We start from the raw sequence: 16,814 nt of genomic DNA, 5'->3' as shown, positions 1-16,814 counted from the left end.
TCACGCCTTTCCCGGGCGCACCAGCACCGAGGGACGGGCTGCAAGCTCGTCCTCGTCGATGTGGCAGGCAATTTCGTGCGTATCAGACATCCTGCGCAACGGTGGGGCAACGGTATCGCAGATCGAGCCGACCTTGCGGTGGCAGCGCGTTGCAAAGCGGCAGCCAGCCGGCACGTTGATCGGGCTCGGCGTTTCACCTGAAAGCCGGATCCGCTGGCGCGGCGCCTCGTCCGGATGGGGGCTGCGGATCGCCGACAGCAACGCTTCCGTATAGGGATGCGCGCCTTCACCAAAGACTTCCTCGACGCTCCCCTGCTCCATGATCTTGCCGAGATACATGACCACGACCTTGTCGGCGACGTGGCGCACGAGTGACAAGTCATGGCTGATGAACAGCATCGTCGCGTGTTTTTCCCGCTGGATGTCGAGGAGCAGCGTGACGATGGCGGCCTGGACCGAGACGTCGAGCGCGGAAACCGGTTCGTCGGCGACGATCAGGCTGGGCTCGGCCGCGAATGCACGCGCAATCGCGATACGCTGCTTCTGGCCGCCCGACAGCTGGCTCGGCTTGCGATCGGCGACGGCAGGCGACAGACGCACCATTTCCAGAAGCTCCTGCACCCTCTTCTCGATCTCGGCCTTGCCTTTGCGGATGCCGAATTTCTTGATCGAGCGGCGGATCGAAAAAGCCGCCGGATGCGACGGGTTGAGCGTGCTGTCCGGGTTTTGGAAGATCATCTGGATCTGCTGCAGCATTTTGCGCGGCCGCTCACGAGCCTGCAGCTCGGCGATATTGTCACCCGCCATGCGGATCTCACCAGACGTTGCCTTGTCGAGCCCGGTGACGATGCGTGCGAGCGTCGACTTGCCGCAACCCGATTCGCCGACAAGCGCGACGATCTCGGCCCTGGCCGCATCGAAGGAGATCGCTTCATTGGCCTTGACTGTCTTCTGATAGCCGATTGCGTAGAGCCGGCTGACCTCGGACAGCGCAATCGCGGTCTCAGGCTCGCCACGTTCATTGTGCCGGGGCGCCGGCGCCTGCGACACATCGGGGATCTCCTGCCAGCGGGGGCAGCGCACCAGATGACCCTCATCCGCCTCCTCGAGCCTCAATCCTAGCTGATCGCATTGCCCGGCAGAAAAACTCGTGCAGCGCGGAGCGAAGAGACAGCCGACGGGCCGCTCCGAGGGGAGCGGGATATGGCCGGGAATGGCGGCGAGCGTGCGGCTGCGCTTGTCGCTGGCAATGTCGGGAATGCAATCGATCAGGCCGCGGGTATAGGGGTGTCGGGGCCGACGGAATACCTCGCCCGTCGTCCCCTCCTCGACCATCTCGCCGGAATACATGATGCCGAGGCGATCACAGCTTTCGGCAATCAGGCCGAGATTGTGGGAGATGAAGAGCAGGCTTGTGGAATAACGCTGGCGAAGCTCCGCTATGAGATCGATGACCGCTGCTTCGACGGTCACGTCGAGGCCGGTGGTGGGCTCGTCAAGAAGCAGGAGCGAAGGTTTGGCAAGCAGCGCCATGGCGATGACGACGCGCTGCTGTTGACCACCCGACAGCTGGTGCGGGTAGCGCTTGAGCATGTCGCCTGGATCGGCAAGGCGCACATCGGCGAGCATCGCTTCTGCCATAGCGATCGCCTCGGCCTTCGTGGCGCCGAGATGCAGGAGCGGCACTTCGGCAAGCTGGGCTCCGATCGTCTTGACCGGGTTCAGCGCGCTCATCGGGTCCTGGTAGACCATCGCGATCTGACGCCCCCGGATCGAGCGCAGATCCCTGGCCGAGGCGCCGACGAGTTCCTTGCCGTTGAAGCGGATGCTGCCATTGGCAATCACACCGGTATTGCCGAGGTACCCCATGATCGCCATGGCCGTCGTGCTCTTGCCGCAGCCCGATTCACCGACAAGGCCATAACTTTCGCCGGGCTTAACGCAAAAGGACAGGTCGGGAATGGCGACCACCGTCTCGGCCTTGCCGCGAAACTCGATGCGCAGGTTCCTGATATCGAGGACGGGTGCCTGATCGGTCATGGGCGTGATGGACATGGCCGCTCCTTGAAGATTGGAGGCGAGAATGTTCATGGCTTCCAGGCCTCCCGCATGCCGTCGGCCAGGAGATTGAAGCCGAGGACCAGGGTGACGAGAGCAAAGGAGGGAATGAGCGACATGTGCGGCCAGACGTTGAGAACTGTCACGCTCTCCTTGACCATGCCGCCCCAATCCGGGTTCGGCGGCGGCAGACCGAGCCCGAGGAAACCGAGGATGCCGATGGTGATGATCGTGTAACCGATGCGCAGACAGGCATCGACGATGAGCAGGCTGCGGCAGTTCGGCAGTAGCTCGACGAGCATGATGTAGATCGTGCTCTCGCCGCGCAATTTCGCCGCCGAGATATATTCCTGTTCCTTCAGGCCGAGCACGAGGCCGCGGGTGATGCGGCCAATGCCGGGTGCCGAAGCGATCGTCGTCGCGATGACGATATTGAACACCGACGGCCCTATATTGGCGATCAGGATGACGTAGATGACGAGGACCGGGAAGGCCAGGATGATGTCCGAGAAACGGCTGATCAGGGCATCGATCCAGCCGCCGTAATAGCCGGCGATCATGCCGATCGTGATGCCGACGACCATCGCCACGGCAACCGACAGCGGCGCAACGGAGAGCACGGTGCGGGCACCGAAGATCAGCCGCGCCAGCACATCGCGCCCGAGAATGTCCGTACCAAGCCAGTGGGCGGCCGACGGATAGGGGTTGGCCATGGCCATGACGTCGGAATCCGTCGGCGACGGCAAGGGCAAAATTGGCGCCAGAAGTGCCGCCAAAACCCAGAAGAGCACGAGTGCGAGACCGACAAGTGCCGTGCGCGAATGGAGAATACGCATCCAGCTCGGACGGGCGGTGCGTTTGGCGGGTGCTGTAACTTGAGCAATAACGTCCTGTAAGGCCATGATTATCTCACCCGGATGCGAGGATCGAGCAGCATGTAGCCAAGGTCGCCGAGCAGCTGCGTGACAACAGCGACGGCGACGGTGATGAGCGTGGCGGCCTCAAGCGTGGCCATGTCGCCAAAGAGGCTCGCTTCGAGGATGAGCCGTCCAAAACCCGGATAGGCAAAGACGAGTTCGGTGACCACGACGCCGCTGATCAGAAAGTTGATCTGCAGGAGAAGCACGGTGAACGGCGCGATCATCGCATTGCGCAGCGCATGGGAAAGCACCATGCGGCGGGTGCTCATGCCTTTGAGGATGGCCGTGCGGATATAGGGCCGTTCCATGACGCCGATCATCGAGACCCGGATCATGCGGGCAACATAGCCGAAATCGTAGATGACAAGGACAGCGACCGGCAGGACGAACTGGTAGGGAACCGCCCATCCACCATCACTATTGAGCGGGCTCGTTCCGGGCAGGATCGGCCAGAGGATGACGAAAAGTGTCACCAGGAAAACGCCTGAAGCGAATTCCGGGATGGAGGTGAAGGTGATGCAGATGACCGAGAGCGTGCGGTCGAGCACGCCGCCTTCCTTGAGCCCCGACAGGACGCCGAAGATGATCGACAGCGGAACGATCAGCAGGAAGGCAAGACCTGCGAGGATCGCTGTATTGCCGAGCCGATCCCAGATGACGTCGTTGACCGGAAGCTTGTTCAAGGTCGAATAGCCGAAATTGCCAAAATACTGGGCACCGCGCGGATCCTTGAAGTTCAGGCCGGTGGCAGGATCCTGAAGCGGATCGGGAATGGCGCCGATAAGCACGCCGAGCCAGCGGCCATAGCGCACGAGAAGCGGATCGTTTGCCTTGAGCTTCTCGGTGAGCAGATCGACCTGCTGCTGGGTTGCGAAGGGACCGAGCGATTTGCGTGCCACGCTGCCCGGCGTAAATTCGCAGACGGCAAAGACGAGAAACGAGGCGCACAGCATCGTCAGGATCATCATCGCCAGTCGTCGGAGGAGAAAATTCGCCATAGCCCAAAGGTATCCGAGGTCTGCGCCGGCACCCGACCGCGCAAGCGCGACCGGATGCCGGCTCAAGATTAGGCCGAGATCGCGTATTGATGCGCGAAGATATATTGCGAAGGATGGAGTTCGAAGCCCTTGACCTTCTTGTCCATGACGGTCGAGAAGACTCGCCAGAACGGCTGAACGATCGGACCGTCATCCTGCATGATCGCCTCGATCTTGGCCATGACCTTGCTGCGCTCCTTCGGATCGAGGATGCCCTCGGCCTCGGTCAGGAGCTTATCGAAATCCGGATTGGAATAGTTCGATTCGTTCCATGCAGCATTCGACCGGTAGGCAAGAGACAGCGTCATGATCGCCAGCGGGCGGTGGCCCCAGGCGGTCAGGCTGAAAGGCGCCGTCGTCCAGACTTCCCAATATTGGGCGCTCGGCAGCGCCTTGATGTTGATCTTGACGCCGATGTCGGCGAACTGCTGGGCAAGCACCTGGGCGGTGTTGAGTTCCCAGATCGGATCGGGGCGCGTCACCATGTCGAATTCGAAGCCGTCGGGATAACCGGCATCGGCAAGCAGTTTCTTGGCCTTTTCGATATCGCGCGGATATTTGGGAAGGGCGGCGTATTCGGGATGTGACGGCGCCACGTGATGGTCTTCGGCTGGCGCGCCGGCACCGAGAAGGGCGGTCTGGATCACCTTGTCGCGTTCGATGGCATAACGCATGGCCTGGCGCACGCGCTTGTCCTTGAACTGCTCGATATCCGGGTGCATGCGCGCGACCACGGTCTGGGTCGTCTCGACCTGGTAGACGGCGACATGCGGGAAGTTCTTCATCGAATTGATCTGTACGGCGTCGGCTTCCGACAGACCATCGACCTGTTTGGAGGCCATCGCCGCGATACCGGCGCCCGGATTGTCGCCGAGGTCGACATATTCGAAGGTGTCGAGATAGGGACCCGTGCCCCAATAATCGGTTCGCGCCTTGTATTTGGCACCCTTGCCGACCGTATATTCGGTCATTTCGAACGGACCGGTGCCGTTGGCGTCGGGGCCGAAGGCGCCGTTATCGGCCGGATCGAGAATGAACATCGGATAGTGGTAGAGATGCTCGGGTACGGCGATCTGCGGCGCGAAGCAGTTCAGGCGCACAGTGTAGTCGTCGACCTTCTCGATCGCGTTGTCGGCCCAGAGCTTGCTCGACTTCTTCGCATTGCCCTTTTCGTCCTTCTCGCCTGTCTCGTATTCCTGCACGAGATAGCCGGTGAAGAGACCGAGCACCGAGGAGCCGACGTTCGGATCACTGACGCGCTTCAGGTTCCAGACGACGTCGTCAGCCGTCAGCGGCTTGCCGCCCTTGCGCCACTTGACGTCCTTGCGGATGTGGAGAGTCCAGGTTTTCAGGTCGTCGCTCGCCTCCCACTTTTCCAGAAGATAAGGATGCGTGATGTTGTTACGGTCGGTAAAGGTCAGATATTCGCAGACCTGGCGGATGACGTTGGATTTTTCCGCGAAATCTGCCAGATGCGGATCCTTGATTTCCATGCAGCGCATGCCGATGCGCAGGTTTCCGCCCTTGGGCATGTCCTCGGCCTGCGCACCGGCGCCAGGCATGGCAACACCGGCCATGGAATAGGCGGCTGCCGCTGACAGGCCAAGTAACGTCGCCTTGCGCAGGAAGTCGCGTCGGCCGATCGTGCCGGATGACATTTCTTCGACTAGTGTCGGGATATAGGAATGCTGTGTCTTGTCCACGGTAGTCATCTCCAGGTTCGCGCTTTAACTGTTCCCAATTCTTGTTGGTCGGGCCGCCTGGCAAGCTTTGCTCCCAGAACCAGCCGCAGCGGGCTTTTTGCCCGTCATCCATCCGTCTCCCTAAAAATTAGAACGGGATGAATGTCTGTGACATGCAGTGAACCGACATGTTTTCTGCGTGAACCGACATTGTTCAGGTGATGGTTACCTCCCTGCCCGCCTTTCGGGCTGCTGCCGGGCTCTCGCCAAAGCGTGTCCGGTATGAGCGGCCGAAATGCGAGGCCGACTGATAGCCGCAGATCTCGGCGATCTGGCCGACCGAAAGCTCCGTATAGGTCAAGAGCTCGCGGGCGCGGGTCATGCGAAGCTCGATATAGAAACTGCTCGGGCTTTTGCCGAGATTGGCATGGAAAAGCCGTTCGAGCTGCCGCAGCGACAATGCTACGCTGTCGGCAAGATCAGAAATGTCGAGCGGATCGCCGAGACTTGCCTCCATGCGGCGGACCGCAAAGGCAAGCTTGGCGTTCCTGATGCCGAACCGGTCTTCCGGCGACATGCGCTGGACGTCGTCTTGGCGTCTGATGCGTGCGTGATTGAACTGGTCCGAAATCAGCGATGCGAGTTCCCGGCCTTCGACGGCGGCAATGAGGTAGAGCATCATGTCGAGCGTGACGGTGCCACCCGATGAGGTCAGAAAACGGCCGTCGATCGCGAAAATGTCGTCCGTGGCAAGACAGTTTGGAAACTCGCTGCGGAAGCTTGCAAGCGACTCCCAGTGAACAGCGCAACGCCGCCCCTCCAACAGGCCGGCCTTGGCAAGGAAAAAGACCGCGGTACTCACGGCTCCAAGTACACAGCCCTCGGAATGAAGGCGCCTCAGCCAGGCAAAGACATTGGCATCATAGGCATCGGCATAATTGATGCCGGCGCAGAGGATGACGACGTCGCAGCGTGGCGCCCTGGCAATCGGCGCATCGGCGTCGAAGCCGAGACCACTGCTCGAATTGACGCGGTTTCCATCGGCCGACAGGATCATCCACTCGAACGCCTTTCGCTTCACCAGACGATTGCCCTGTCTGAGCGAATCGAGCGCCGCGGCAAAGGTCATGAGCGGGAAGTCCGGCACAAGGTAAAAGCCGATCCGGATCGGGCGCTGGCCTTGCGCCAGCTGTTTCAGTGAATAGCTTTGCTCCGTCATCGACAAGCTCCATCGCATCGCTCGATCGGTGCCGGTCGGATCTCCCGATGCTTCCCAGCGAGCGGCTAATCGGTAAACAGCCAGCGCATGAAGCGCTCGCGCACGCGGTCGATATGGATCGCCATGGCCTGACGCGCCTCTTCGGGCTTCTTGTCGGCAACCGCCTCCAGGACAGCAATGTGTTCAAGCGCCTGCTGCTCGAAATTCTTTTCCATGCGAACGACGTGGGCCATGCGGGCTTTGTCGCGAAGGTTGCGGATATGTTGCGCCAGCAGCGGCTTGCCGCTGGCATCCGCGATGAACAGATGGAATTCGTCGTCGTATTCCCAGAACGGATCGAAGTCGAAGCTCGGATCAGCGGCGATCGCCCGGCTCTTTTCCAATATGGCATCGACACTGCCGGGCGTGCTGCGATGAGCAGCTTGTGCAGCAGCCTCGCCTTCGAGAAGGCGGCGGATCACGAGGATCTCCATCAACTCTTCGATCGCCACCTGCCTGATGACGATGCTGCCATTCGACAGACGCGATACCAGCCCTTCACCGACAAGGCGGTTGATCGCCGCTCTCAACGGCGTGCGTGACGCATTGATTTGTTCGGCAAGTTTTCGCTCGGTGAACACATCGCCGGGACCGAGCTCACGGGCGAGGATCAGGCTTCTCAGGTATTGATAGGCCTGCTCGGAGATTTTTGTCTGATCACGTCCCGCAGGGAGGTTTGTTTCGTCCGCCACTTTCCGTCCTTGAGAATTTCCTCGCCCATCTTCTCATAGACGATGAAACCACGCCACGCAATCCCAGCGGGATCCCGCTGGTTTATTCATCGCTCGTCTCCGGGATTTGCGCTTTACAAAGATATTTTTTTGTCGCTAACTTCACCCCGTGCCCCAGTGGTATCCCAGTGGGATTTATATGGAGTTGATGTGAGCAGGATTGTCCAATTGCTTAATCAGGCCGATTTCTCGGATTTCGGCGATGTCATCGAGCATCGAGGCGATCAGCGCAGGCGAGCCCTTTCGATCGACTTCACACATGATCATGGCGATATGCGCCGGGCTTTCTGGGTGTCGAAGGTGGTCGAGGCGACAGACCTTCCGGCGCAGGTCAGGTTCCTGGAACGGCATCCCTTTTCCGATCAGGCGTTCGTTCCGCTGCGCGATACTCGCTTCCTCGTCGTCATTTGCCCGAGTAATTCCGACGGAAGCCCCAACCTCGATCAAATCCATGCCTATGAGGCAGGTCCCGGTCAGGGCGTGATCTACAGGCGTAACGTCTGGCACGCCCCGCTTTCCGCCCTCACCGCGCCTGCAGAGTTTTTCGTGACGATGGGGATCACCGACAAGGCAGCGAACGACGAGTTCTACGAATTGCCGACCCCTGTCGCGATCAAGCGGGAGGCCTAGGGATGGAACCTGTGAGGCACCTGACGCGGGATTTTGTCGGCTACGGCGCAAAAGGCTACGATCCCAAATGGCCGAACGGTGCCCGTCTGGCGCTGAACATCGTCCTAAACGTCGAGGAAGGCTCCGAGCCTTCCATCCCAGACGGCGATGCATCCAGCGAGGCTGCGCTGACCGAAGGCGGTTCAGGCTCGTTTGCGGGCCGTGATCTCGCCGCAGAATCGATGTTCGAATATGGAAGCCGCGTCGGATTCTGGCGGCTGGCGGGATTGCTGGAAGAGCGCAGTCTGCCGGCGACCGTCATGGCATGCGCCTTGGCGCTCGAACGAAATCCCGAGATCGCCGGTTATCTGCGCGCGAGCCGGTTCGACGTCTGCGCGCATGGCTGGCGCTGGGAGCACCATCGCGGCCTTTCGCTGGACGAGGAGCGCGCGCGTATTGCCAGAACCGCGCAAAGCATCAGGAGCTCGATCGGCACGGCGCCGGAAGGCTGGTATTGCCGATACGGTCCAAGCGTCAACACGCGCGAGCTGCTGGTCGAACATGGTGGATTCTCCTACGACAGCGACGCTTACAACGAGGAGCTGCCTTATTGGGTCAGGGTCGGCGACCGTAACCACCTAATCGTTCCCTACAGTCTTACAAACAACGACGCCAAGTTTATGCGCGGTGCAATGGCGACCGCCGACCAGTTCTTCCAGTTCCTGCGCGACGCATTCGACTTCCTGTATACCGAGGGCCGACACGCGCCGAAAATGATGTCGGTCGGCCTGCACTTGCGCATCGCCGGGCATCCCGGTCGGGCCGCCGGGCTGCAGCGCTTTCTCGATCATGTCTCTCGCCACGACGGCGTTTGGATCTGCCGCCGCGCCGACATCGCCAGGCACTGGCACCGCTACCACCAGCCGTCATAATCAACACCAACGGAAGAAAAGGGGAATGCAATGACAATAAGAACAATCAGCTCAATCGCACTTCTGACCGCGCTTGCAACCATCGGGTTTTCCGGCGCACCCGCTCTTGCCGACGATCACCCGCAGGACCAGCCTCTGGTCGTCGGTTCGGATTTCGGCGTCGCACCCTGGATGGTGCGCGGCGCCAACGGCCCCGAAGGTTTCGGTGTCGATCTCATCAACGCGATCTCGAAAAAGATCGACCGGCCTTCGGTCGACATCCAGGACATCAATTTTTCCGGCTTGTTTGCAGCGCTGTTTTCGAAGCGGATCGAGTTCACCGTCAACCCGCTCAATATCACCCAGGAGCGGTCGGAAAAAATGCTCTACACCGAGCCCTTCTTTGCGACGGGCAATGGTTTCATCGTCGCCAAGGGCACGAAGCTCGATGGCTTCGACGGGCTGAAAGGCAAGACGGTCGCCGTCAACCGCGGCACGATCTCCGATACTTGGGCGACCGAGAATGCCGGAAAATACGGCTTCGAAGTGCAGCGCTACGAGACTTTCCCAGACTCGGTGCAGGCCGTCATCACCCGTCGGGCCTTCACCGCCTTGAACGAGATTCCGACGACCGTCTACGCCGCAAGCAAGAACCCGGCGATCGAAGTCGGCTTCAAGGACTTCAACGGGCGCAACTTCGGCTATGCCTTCCGCTATGGTGACGAAGCCTATCGCGACAAGGTCGAGGCAGCCATCGAGTGCCTCAAGAAAGACGGTACGATGGCTCAGCTCTACGAAAAATGGTACGGCGAAAAGCCGGCAGACGGAACGTCGCTGACGACGATCTATCCCGGATACGGCGCTCCGGGCTTCAAGGGCTATGATGAAAAGCCCCATGATCTGACTTGCAATTGACCTGAATACCGGCGCGGCGGCTGCCGCGTCGGGTTTCCTTGCGAGGAGTAGATGGATCAGATCCTTGAGAACTACTTCAACCGCGCGATCATGGCGCAGGCGCTGCCTGACGTCTTCAGCGGTTTTCTGGTTACGGTCGAAGTTGCGGTCTGCGTCATCGTCATCGGCGTGACGACCGGGCTGCTTTTCGCGCTTCTTCGCTCCACCCATAATCGCATCCTCAACGCGCTGGTCACGATCTATGTCGAGGTCTTCCGGACGCTGCCGCAGTTGGTCATCATCATATTCATCTATTTCGGCCTGCCTTATATGGGCGTGGTTCTCTCCCCCTTTCTCGCCACTGCGCTCGCACTTGCAGCAGTGCTTGCCGCCTTTTCGGCCGAGATCTTCTGGGCGACCATCATGGCGGTGCCGAAGGGGCAATGGGAGGCAGCGCAGGCCCTGGGCATCTCCCGTTTCGTCACCATGCGGCTGGTGATCCTCCCGCAGGCGATCCGTCTTGCCATTCCGCTCGTCACCAACAGGGCCATCGCCATCACCAAGGGCACGGCGCTCGGCGCTGCCGTTTCGCTTCCCGAAGCGCTGGGAAGCGCACAAAGCGCCATGTCGATCCACGCCAATCCCTCGCCTTTGACGCTTGCCGCCGGCTTCTATCTTGCGTTCTTCATTCCGCTGGTCTGGCTGAGCCGGGTCCTGGAAAAGCGTTTTTCCCGATCGCAGTGAGGCGCAGCCATGGATCTCTTTCTTCAGAATTTTGCAAGCCCCGCCTCCTTCCTGCAGATCTATCCTCTGCTTCTGCAAGGCCTTGAGCTGACCGTCCTTCTGGCGCTCGTCACCCTGCCCCTGTCGATCATGACCGGCCTTGCCGTTGCAATCCTCTACAGCTTCGGCGGCTCGCTCACCCGTCGCGTCGTGATCGTATTGATCGATCTGCTGCGATCCTTCCCTGTCATCGTCCTGCTGATCCTCATCTTCTACAGCCTACCTTTCTTCGGGATCACGCTTGGAAATTTCACCGCCGTCGTTGTGGCGCTCGTGATCAACAATACCGGCTATTTCGGCGAGATCTTTCGTGCCGGGCTGCAGTCGATAAATAAAGGGCAGCATGAGGCGGCGGCCGCCCTCGGCCTGCATCGTGGCCATACGATGATGCTGATCATCCTTCCCCAGGTGCTTCGAAAGGTGCTTGCGCCACTCGCCAGCAATTCACTCGAACTCGTCAAGACGACGTCGATCGCCTCCATGGTCGCACTTCCGGAGCTTCTGCGTTCGGCGCGCGTCGCTCAGGAGCAGACCTATAATCCGACGCCGCTGACGGCCGCAGCAGTGATCTTCTTCATCATGCTGTGGCCATTCTCTCATTGGGTTTCCCGCATGGAGCGGCGCGCCATCATCGGGAGAAACCAACGATGAGCGTCATTATCACCGGTGGTACAGGCTTCGTAGGGCTTGCCCTTGCCGAGACATTGCAAGCAGCCGGCCGAGAGGTCGTGCTGTTCGGACGGGATCCGATGCCGGAAGCCTTTGCGGGCGTCCTGGGTTGGCTACCGTTCCACCGCGGCGACATTACCGACGGCAAGGCGCTGGAAGCGCTGCTCGCCGCGACGGAGCCAGAAGCGGTCGTTCATCTCGCCGCCGTGACGCCGGATCGGGCTGCCGAAATGGACGATCCATCATCCATCGTTGCCGTGAACATCGGCGGCACGACCAACTTGATGCGTGCACTATCGCGACTGAAGCGGCGTCCGAAGGTGTTGCTCGCCAGCAGCGTCGCGGTCTACGGCGAGATCCCGCCCGCAAGCGCCACGTATCGGGAAAACGAGGCCGTACCGGCGCCGCAGAGCCTTTACGGCATCACCAAGCTTGCCGCCGAAGATGCAGCACGCCGCCTTGCCGGCCTCTATGACATCGATCTGACGATCGCCCGGCTCGGACCAGTCTATGGTCCCTGGGAATACAAGACGGGCCTGCGGCCGCTTCTGAGCCCGCACGCCCAGGTCGTTGACCTTTGGCGGCGAGGCGAGCATGTCGTGCTTCCACGCCGGCTCACCGGCGACTGGCTCTACAGTCGCGATGCCGGACTGGGTCTTGTGGCCCTGCTGCTCGCCGATCATCTGGGCAACGGCCTCTATAATCTGGGCGGAGGATCGATGACGGATGTCGCCGACTGGTGCGAACAGCTGGAAACGGCGCCCTGGGCGCATGGATGGCACATCGCCAGCGGGGCCGAAAAGCCCAATGTGGTATTCGGATTGGCGAAGGATCGCGCGGCACTCGATATTGCCCGCATTGGCAGGGATGTCGGTTTCCACCCGCGTTTTTCGGGTCGTACTGCCGCTGATGACTATCGGTCCTGGCTTGCGGCAATCGGTACCCCTCTATGAGAAGCGAGGCTAGGCCATGCGGCTGAACAACAAGACCGTCGTCATCACCGGCGCATCCTCGGGTATCGGGCGTTCGATCGCCCGCAGATTTTGCGAGGAAGGGGCCAACATCGTTGCCGTCGACATCACCTCGGATGTCGTCGAGGGCGGCCCGCCGGTGCTCGACGCTCTTCTTGCCATCAGCTCGAATGCGATGTTCATCAGGGCCGACATCGCCAGGACGGACGAGGTGGAACACGTATTTGCACAAAGTGCGGCCCGTTTCGGCCGGCTCGACATCCTTGTCAACAATGCCGCGATCCATGCGCCAGCGCCGCTTGCCGAAACCGAGGAAGCCGATTGGGACCGCGTCATGGATGTCAACCTGAAAGGCGCCTTCCTCTGCAGCCGGGCAGCGGTCCGCATCATGCTCAAGCAGGATGTCGTCAACGAGGCCCGCGGACGCATCATCAATATCTCATCGCAGCACGGTATGATTTCGGCGCCCGGCGATTTCGCTTATGGCGTCAGCAAGGCAGGCCTCGTTTATATGACAAAGCAGATTGCCGCCGACTACGCCAAGGACAACATCATCTGTAACGCGGTCGCCCCTGGAAAGATCCTGACGGGCAAGTCGGGACGCGCTGTAGCCCCTGACATGCTGGACTACTCGCACAGGCGAACGCCGATGACCCGTCTGGGACGGCCTTCCGACGTCGCCAATGCGGCATTGTTCCTGGCCAGTGACGAGGCGAGGTACATTACCGGGCACAATTTGCTCGTCGATGGCGGCTGGATGGCAGCCTGAACGCGTGCCTGCGCTGAAGGACCTATCAATTTTGCACTCCTCGCGCTCATAAACGCGAGGAGTGCCCGTTACACACGACGGGGATTACGTTCAATCCGTCTTTAAACGGAGTGTTCTGATGTCGCCTTAAATGTTGACCGGACCATGCCACAGCGAATTTTTGGCACTTCTTCGCACCGCCAGGTCAACCCGCGAGGAACGGCCGGACCTAGAAATCACCGAAGGCCTCCTCCTCGGCGTGTCGGGCGAATGTCAGCAGCGGCTCGTAGTCGGCATCGGAGAGAGCCACGAAATCAACAAGGCCCAGCGTCTCGCGCACAGGCGCGAGCGAAGCTTCGCCGATGGCAGCACCGAGCGCCTCCCGGATGAGAGCGACCTGCCGGTCGCTTGCATCGGCAGCCGTTATGAAGGGAAGGCCAGGTCCCGACGGCGTTTCGCTGACAATGCGGACAGCTTCGACGCGCTCCGGATCGAAGCGTTGAATATTGGCGAATGTGATGCAATCGATCGCGGCGCAATCGGCCACCCCTTGCGCAACGGCATCGATGCTCGCACCATGGCCGCCCGTTTCCAGGACATCTGCGAAGAAAGGGCTGCCGCCAGCGAGCGGCGCGATCGCCGCGCGAAAGAGATTTGCGCCTGAATTGCTGTCCGGACTATTGATCGCGGCGACCGTGCCGCGCAAATCTTCAAGCGTGTGAATGCCCGCGTCCCGACCCGCGATGATGAAACTACGCATCAGCGCGCCAGAGCAACCCGGTTGGCTATAGGCCGGCGTAGCCACCAGCCGGACCCTGCCTCGCAAATGTCTCACATAGGGGTACCCGCATGTCTGGGAGAGCAAGAGGTCCGGCCGCAGCCAGGCCGCGTCATAGGCGAGGTCCCAATCGAGTGTGTCCGGCACTCCGGCAAGCCCCGCCGCCGCCAGCCGGTCGCGCAGAAACGACCAGAGCGCGGCCGTGGCCTCCGCAAGCGGCTCGGGTGAGACATACATCGCTATGCTGGCAATACCCATTACTCTTCAGCTACGCTCCCGCCTGACCGGCATCCAAAATACGGGACGCAAGCACTGCCACGTCTTCGCCGAGTGGACGGTCCTCGTGCATTGGCGGCACGGCCTCGCGGACCATCGCATAAATCCTTGCCGTCGCCTCGCCGCAGCGGTGCCCTGGACGCTGGTCGACCGCTTGGGCGGCAGCCAGCAGTTCGCAGGCGATGAGAAAACGCCAGAGGTCGAGCATGTCAGCCAGTTTCTGAACCGCAAGGGCCGATTGCGTTGCGTGATCCTCAACGCCCTCGGAGACCGAAAGAAAGTCCAACATCACAGGATTGGCCTTATGACGAATGGACGCCATGAGTGCCGCGACGGTCTTCTGCAAAGGCACGAAACCTGCCGACGGCCCGCCGACCGGTGAAAGATTGCGGGGCAGGCCGCTGCGGCCGGATCCGGTGAGTTGGATGAAGCGCGCAGCAGCGGCGCCAGCGCTTTGAGCAATCGCAAGGCCGAGCGTTTCGAAGGTGAGCGATAGCGACGGCGTGTGGAAGTTGCCGGTTGACAGCACCCTTCCTTCCTCCACCAGTACAACCGGATTGTCGGCTGCGGCATTGAGTTCGATCTCGACCGCATCTTTCGTCCGCGACAGCGCCTCGGCGAGCGCTCCGTGGATGGGTGCAAGACAGCGCAGGCTGAGCGGATCCTGGATCGCAGCCGCCGCTTCGAAGAGAGAGGAGCCTACAAGCGCTTGCAGCAAGCGTTCTGCTTCCGCGGCCTGACCGGCAGCAGGCCGGGCTGCCTGGATACCGGGCGACAGCACGAGCGGGTTGCCGCCGAGCCCTTCAAAACTCAAAGCCGCCGCCTCGCGCTGAGCATTCATCAATCTTTCCGCATCGTAAAGGGCAAGGGTCCCGAGGCCCGCGGAGACGGCCGAAGCGTTGAGAAGCGAAATGCCGTCCTTCGGCCGCAGTGTCACGGGCACGAGCCCAGCAAGGCTGAGAGCTTCGTCTGCCGGATAGACAGAGCCTCGATATTCGGCCCTGCCCTCTCCAACAAGCACGCGCGCCATGGCCGAAAGCAAAACAAGGTCGCCAGCGCCAATCGAGCCGATCGACGGCATAGCCGGATGAACGCCGGCATTCAGCATCGCAAGCAGTGCCTCAAAGACGGATAGCGAAATGCCGGATCCGCCGACAGCCAGCATCGCCAGCCTGGCGGCGATGACCGCACGGGTCGCGTCGCGCGGCAAGGGATCGCCGACGGCCATGCCGCGACCGCGGATCAACTGCAACTGGAAGGCAACGAAATCACCGGTGACGGCGGTCTTCAGATTGGCACCAAGCCCGGTATTCATGCCGTAGATCTGCTGGCCGCCTGCGGCTGCGTTTTCAAGGATACGCCGCGCTGCGATCAGCCGCTCGCGCACCGGATCGGCTACCCCGACCACGGCATCCTGCCTGGCGATGGCAACGATATCGGCAATGGAAATGCCGGAACCGGTGAGCACCACGCTTGTCATGCAAAACGCAGCCTCTGGCCGATACCGGCCGAGTGCGCCTTGGTAAGCATCGCATGCCCGAGTGCGATGTCGCTGAGAGATAGGCCGCGGTGCCAGAGCAGGATCGTCTCGTCTTCGCTCTGCCGCCCCGGCTTCAGCCCGGCGACGATCTGGCCAAGCTCGGCATGCAACGTCAGTTCCGAGAGCCGGCCGGTTTCAACATGGGCTCGCAGCGAGCCGAATTTGCCGGTCTTGCACTGACCCCAGTCGTCGACGACGAGCTTGTTCATGATATCGGTCAGCGACAGTTCCACCGCGCTCATCGTCCCGTAAGGTACCACGAAGGCGCCCTTCTTGATCCATTCCGTCTTCAGCATCGGCTCCGGCGCCGAAAGGCGCGAAGCCTCGACGACGATGTCGGCGTCCTCGACACAGTCGCGCCAGTTGTCAACCACGGTGATTTTCTTGCCGAGATCGGTCTCCAGCTTGGCGCCGAAGGCGTCGCGGCTTTCAGGCCGCCGGGAATGCACGCGGATCTCATCGAAATCGAAGAGATGGTCGAGCAGGCGGACGTTCCAATAGGCCGTACCGCGCGCACCGATATGGCCAAGCACTTTGGAGCCCTTGCGGGCAAGATGTCGGGCGCCGAGCGCGGTGACCGCACCCGTGCGCATATCGGTGATGACGGTCGCATCGAGAATCGCCTTCGGCACGCCGGTTCGCGGGTCGAAGAGGTTGAGTACGCCGAATTCCGAGGGATAGCCGAGCTTGTAATTGTCCACATAATCGCCGACCACCTTCACGCCGGCAAGCGCGATCGGCGCCACATAGCCGCGCAGGACATTGAAATGCCCGTGGAAGCGGGCATCCGGTTCCAGATGCACCCGCGGCTCGATCACCGTCTCGCCCCTGCCCTGGGCCGAAAGCGAGGTTTCGATCGCGGCCAGGATCTCAGCGTCGGTAAGGGCGAGCGCCTCGATATCGAAGGCGTTCAGATAGTCGATGTAGATCGGGTCCATTGTCATCTCAT

16 protein-coding genes are annotated in these 16,814 nt (G+C 61.1%); 7 read left to right on the top strand and 9 right to left on the bottom strand.

All coding sequences use genetic code 11. The features are described 5' to 3' along the window. The 6 genes from ACK9YZ_RS26805 to ACK9YZ_RS26780 all read right to left on the bottom strand — a co-directional run bounded on the left by ACK9YZ_RS26805 (position 1) and on the right by ACK9YZ_RS26780 (position 7,647). Positions 1 to 2,091 (bottom strand): dipeptide ABC transporter ATP-binding protein, encoded by a 2,091-nt coding sequence (locus tag ACK9YZ_RS26805; protein ID WP_416068283.1) that lies wholly within the window; start codon positions 2,089 to 2,091, stop codon positions 1 to 3. Continuing rightward, a complete protein-coding gene (locus ACK9YZ_RS26800) occupies positions 2,088 to 2,960 on the bottom strand; it encodes an ABC transporter permease (protein ID WP_416068282.1) in 873 nt (290 codons plus the stop codon). Before ACK9YZ_RS26800 ends, ACK9YZ_RS26805 begins: the two co-directional genes overlap by 4 nt. A gap of 2 nt (positions 2,961 to 2,962) precedes the next feature. Further along, the gene (locus tag ACK9YZ_RS26795) at positions 2,963 to 3,976 is read right to left on the bottom strand and encodes an ABC transporter permease (RefSeq protein WP_416068281.1); all 1,014 of its coding nucleotides are present in this window, start codon (positions 3,974 to 3,976) and stop codon (positions 2,963 to 2,965) included. A 68-nt stretch (positions 3,977 to 4,044) separates the two neighbouring features. Then, a complete protein-coding gene (locus ACK9YZ_RS26790; RefSeq protein WP_416068280.1) occupies positions 4,045 to 5,727 on the bottom strand; it encodes an ABC transporter substrate-binding protein in 1,683 nt (560 codons plus the stop codon). Between the two features lie 184 nt (positions 5,728 to 5,911). Further along, on the bottom strand, positions 5,912 to 6,916 hold the full coding sequence (locus ACK9YZ_RS26785) for a GlxA family transcriptional regulator (protein WP_416068279.1): 1,005 nt from the start codon (positions 6,914 to 6,916) through the stop codon (positions 5,912 to 5,914). A 65-nt stretch (positions 6,917 to 6,981) separates the two neighbouring features. Continuing rightward, on the bottom strand, positions 6,982 to 7,647 hold the full coding sequence (locus ACK9YZ_RS26780; RefSeq protein ID WP_416068278.1) for a GntR family transcriptional regulator: 666 nt from the start codon (positions 7,645 to 7,647) through the stop codon (positions 6,982 to 6,984). A gap of 189 nt (positions 7,648 to 7,836) precedes the next feature. Here ACK9YZ_RS26780 and ACK9YZ_RS26775 point away from each other — a divergent pair, with 189 nt between their 5' ends. Genes ACK9YZ_RS26775 through ACK9YZ_RS26745 form a run of 7 tightly spaced genes read left to right on the top strand, consistent with a single transcriptional unit; the run spans position 7,837 to position 13,292 of the window. Beyond that, positions 7,837 to 8,316, top strand: coding sequence for an ureidoglycolate lyase (locus ACK9YZ_RS26775; RefSeq protein ID WP_416068277.1), 480 nt, complete (start codon positions 7,837 to 7,839; stop codon positions 8,314 to 8,316). Positions 8,317 to 8,318: 2 nt separating this feature from the next. Continuing rightward, a complete protein-coding gene (locus ACK9YZ_RS26770; RefSeq protein WP_416068276.1) occupies positions 8,319 to 9,227 on the top strand; it encodes a polysaccharide deacetylase family protein in 909 nt (302 codons plus the stop codon). A gap of 30 nt (positions 9,228 to 9,257) precedes the next feature. Further along, complete coding sequence (locus tag ACK9YZ_RS26765; protein ID WP_216760718.1) at positions 9,258 to 10,121, top strand: substrate-binding periplasmic protein; 864 nt, start codon at positions 9,258 to 9,260, stop codon at positions 10,119 to 10,121. 51 nt (positions 10,122 to 10,172) lie between these two features. Next, on the top strand, positions 10,173 to 10,844 hold the full coding sequence (locus ACK9YZ_RS26760) for an amino acid ABC transporter permease (protein ID WP_416068275.1): 672 nt from the start codon (positions 10,173 to 10,175) through the stop codon (positions 10,842 to 10,844). Positions 10,845 to 10,853: 9 nt separating this feature from the next. Then, positions 10,854 to 11,534 carry an amino acid ABC transporter permease gene (locus ACK9YZ_RS26755; RefSeq protein ID WP_416068274.1) on the top strand — a complete coding sequence of 227 codons (681 nt, stop codon included), beginning with the start codon at positions 10,854 to 10,856 and terminating at the stop codon, positions 11,532 to 11,534. Next, a complete protein-coding gene (locus tag ACK9YZ_RS26750; protein ID WP_416068273.1) occupies positions 11,531 to 12,505 on the top strand; it encodes an NAD-dependent epimerase/dehydratase family protein in 975 nt (324 codons plus the stop codon). Before ACK9YZ_RS26755 ends, ACK9YZ_RS26750 begins: the two co-directional genes overlap by 4 nt. A 16-nt stretch (positions 12,506 to 12,521) precedes the next feature. Beyond that, positions 12,522 to 13,292, top strand: a complete 771-nt coding sequence (locus ACK9YZ_RS26745; RefSeq protein WP_216760722.1) for an SDR family NAD(P)-dependent oxidoreductase — start codon at positions 12,522 to 12,524, stop codon at positions 13,290 to 13,292. A 208-nt stretch (positions 13,293 to 13,500) separates the two neighbouring features. Here the strand turns inward: ACK9YZ_RS26745 and ACK9YZ_RS26740 are convergent, their stop codons facing one another. Genes ACK9YZ_RS26740 through ACK9YZ_RS26730 form a run of 3 tightly spaced genes read right to left on the bottom strand, consistent with a single transcriptional unit; the run spans position 13,501 to position 16,803 of the window. Next, a complete protein-coding gene (locus tag ACK9YZ_RS26740; RefSeq protein WP_416068272.1) occupies positions 13,501 to 14,307 on the bottom strand; it encodes a phosphate/phosphite/phosphonate ABC transporter substrate-binding protein in 807 nt (268 codons plus the stop codon). A 10-nt stretch (positions 14,308 to 14,317) separates the two neighbouring features. Continuing rightward, entirely contained in the window at positions 14,318 to 15,805 is a 1,488-nt protein-coding gene (locus tag ACK9YZ_RS26735) for an HAL/PAL/TAL family ammonia-lyase (RefSeq protein ID WP_416068271.1), read from the bottom strand. Next, the gene (locus tag ACK9YZ_RS26730; RefSeq protein ID WP_416068270.1) at positions 15,802 to 16,803 is read right to left on the bottom strand and encodes an ornithine cyclodeaminase family protein; all 1,002 of its coding nucleotides are present in this window, start codon (positions 16,801 to 16,803) and stop codon (positions 15,802 to 15,804) included. The genes ACK9YZ_RS26735 and ACK9YZ_RS26730 overlap by 4 nt, the downstream gene beginning before the upstream one ends. Positions 16,804 to 16,814 lie beyond the last annotated feature (11 nt).

Origin of the sequence: Rhizobium sp. ZK1 (genome assembly GCF_047782645.1) — a bacterium.
Taxonomy (GTDB): Bacteria; Pseudomonadota; Alphaproteobacteria; order Rhizobiales; family Rhizobiaceae; genus Rhizobium.
This window is presented reverse-complemented; position numbering and strand designations above follow the sequence as displayed.

What these genes read in the sequence shown, in the direction of transcription:
- ACK9YZ_RS26760 (WP_416068275.1), top strand. Translation starts at nt 10,173, where the DNA reads ATGGATCAGATCCTTGAGAACTACTTCAACCGCGCGATCATGGCGCAG.
- ACK9YZ_RS26785 (WP_416068279.1), bottom strand. Translation starts at nt 6,916, where the DNA reads ATGACGGAGCAAAGCTATTCACTGAAACAGCTGGCGCAAGGCCAGCGC.
- ACK9YZ_RS26740 (WP_416068272.1), bottom strand. Translation starts at nt 14,307, where the DNA reads ATGGGTATTGCCAGCATAGCGATGTATGTCTCACCCGAGCCGCTTGCG.
- ACK9YZ_RS26755 (WP_416068274.1), top strand. Translation starts at nt 10,854, where the DNA reads ATGGATCTCTTTCTTCAGAATTTTGCAAGCCCCGCCTCCTTCCTGCAG.
- ACK9YZ_RS26805 (WP_416068283.1), bottom strand. Translation starts at nt 2,091, where the DNA reads ATGAACATTCTCGCCTCCAATCTTCAAGGAGCGGCCATGTCCATCACG.
- ACK9YZ_RS26735 (WP_416068271.1), bottom strand. Translation starts at nt 15,805, where the DNA reads ATGACAAGCGTGGTGCTCACCGGTTCCGGCATTTCCATTGCCGATATC.
- ACK9YZ_RS26745 (WP_216760722.1), top strand. Translation starts at nt 12,522, where the DNA reads ATGCGGCTGAACAACAAGACCGTCGTCATCACCGGCGCATCCTCGGGT.
- ACK9YZ_RS26730 (WP_416068270.1), bottom strand. Translation starts at nt 16,803, where the DNA reads ATGGACCCGATCTACATCGACTATCTGAACGCCTTCGATATCGAGGCG.
- ACK9YZ_RS26750 (WP_416068273.1), top strand. Translation starts at nt 11,531, where the DNA reads ATGAGCGTCATTATCACCGGTGGTACAGGCTTCGTAGGGCTTGCCCTT.
- ACK9YZ_RS26790 (WP_416068280.1), bottom strand. Translation starts at nt 5,727, where the DNA reads ATGACTACCGTGGACAAGACACAGCATTCCTATATCCCGACACTAGTC.
- ACK9YZ_RS26795 (WP_416068281.1), bottom strand. Translation starts at nt 3,976, where the DNA reads ATGGCGAATTTTCTCCTCCGACGACTGGCGATGATGATCCTGACGATG.
- ACK9YZ_RS26765 (WP_216760718.1), top strand. Translation starts at nt 9,258, where the DNA reads ATGACAATAAGAACAATCAGCTCAATCGCACTTCTGACCGCGCTTGCA.
- ACK9YZ_RS26800 (WP_416068282.1), bottom strand. Translation starts at nt 2,960, where the DNA reads ATGGCCTTACAGGACGTTATTGCTCAAGTTACAGCACCCGCCAAACGC.
- ACK9YZ_RS26770 (WP_416068276.1), top strand. Translation starts at nt 8,319, where the DNA reads ATGGAACCTGTGAGGCACCTGACGCGGGATTTTGTCGGCTACGGCGCA.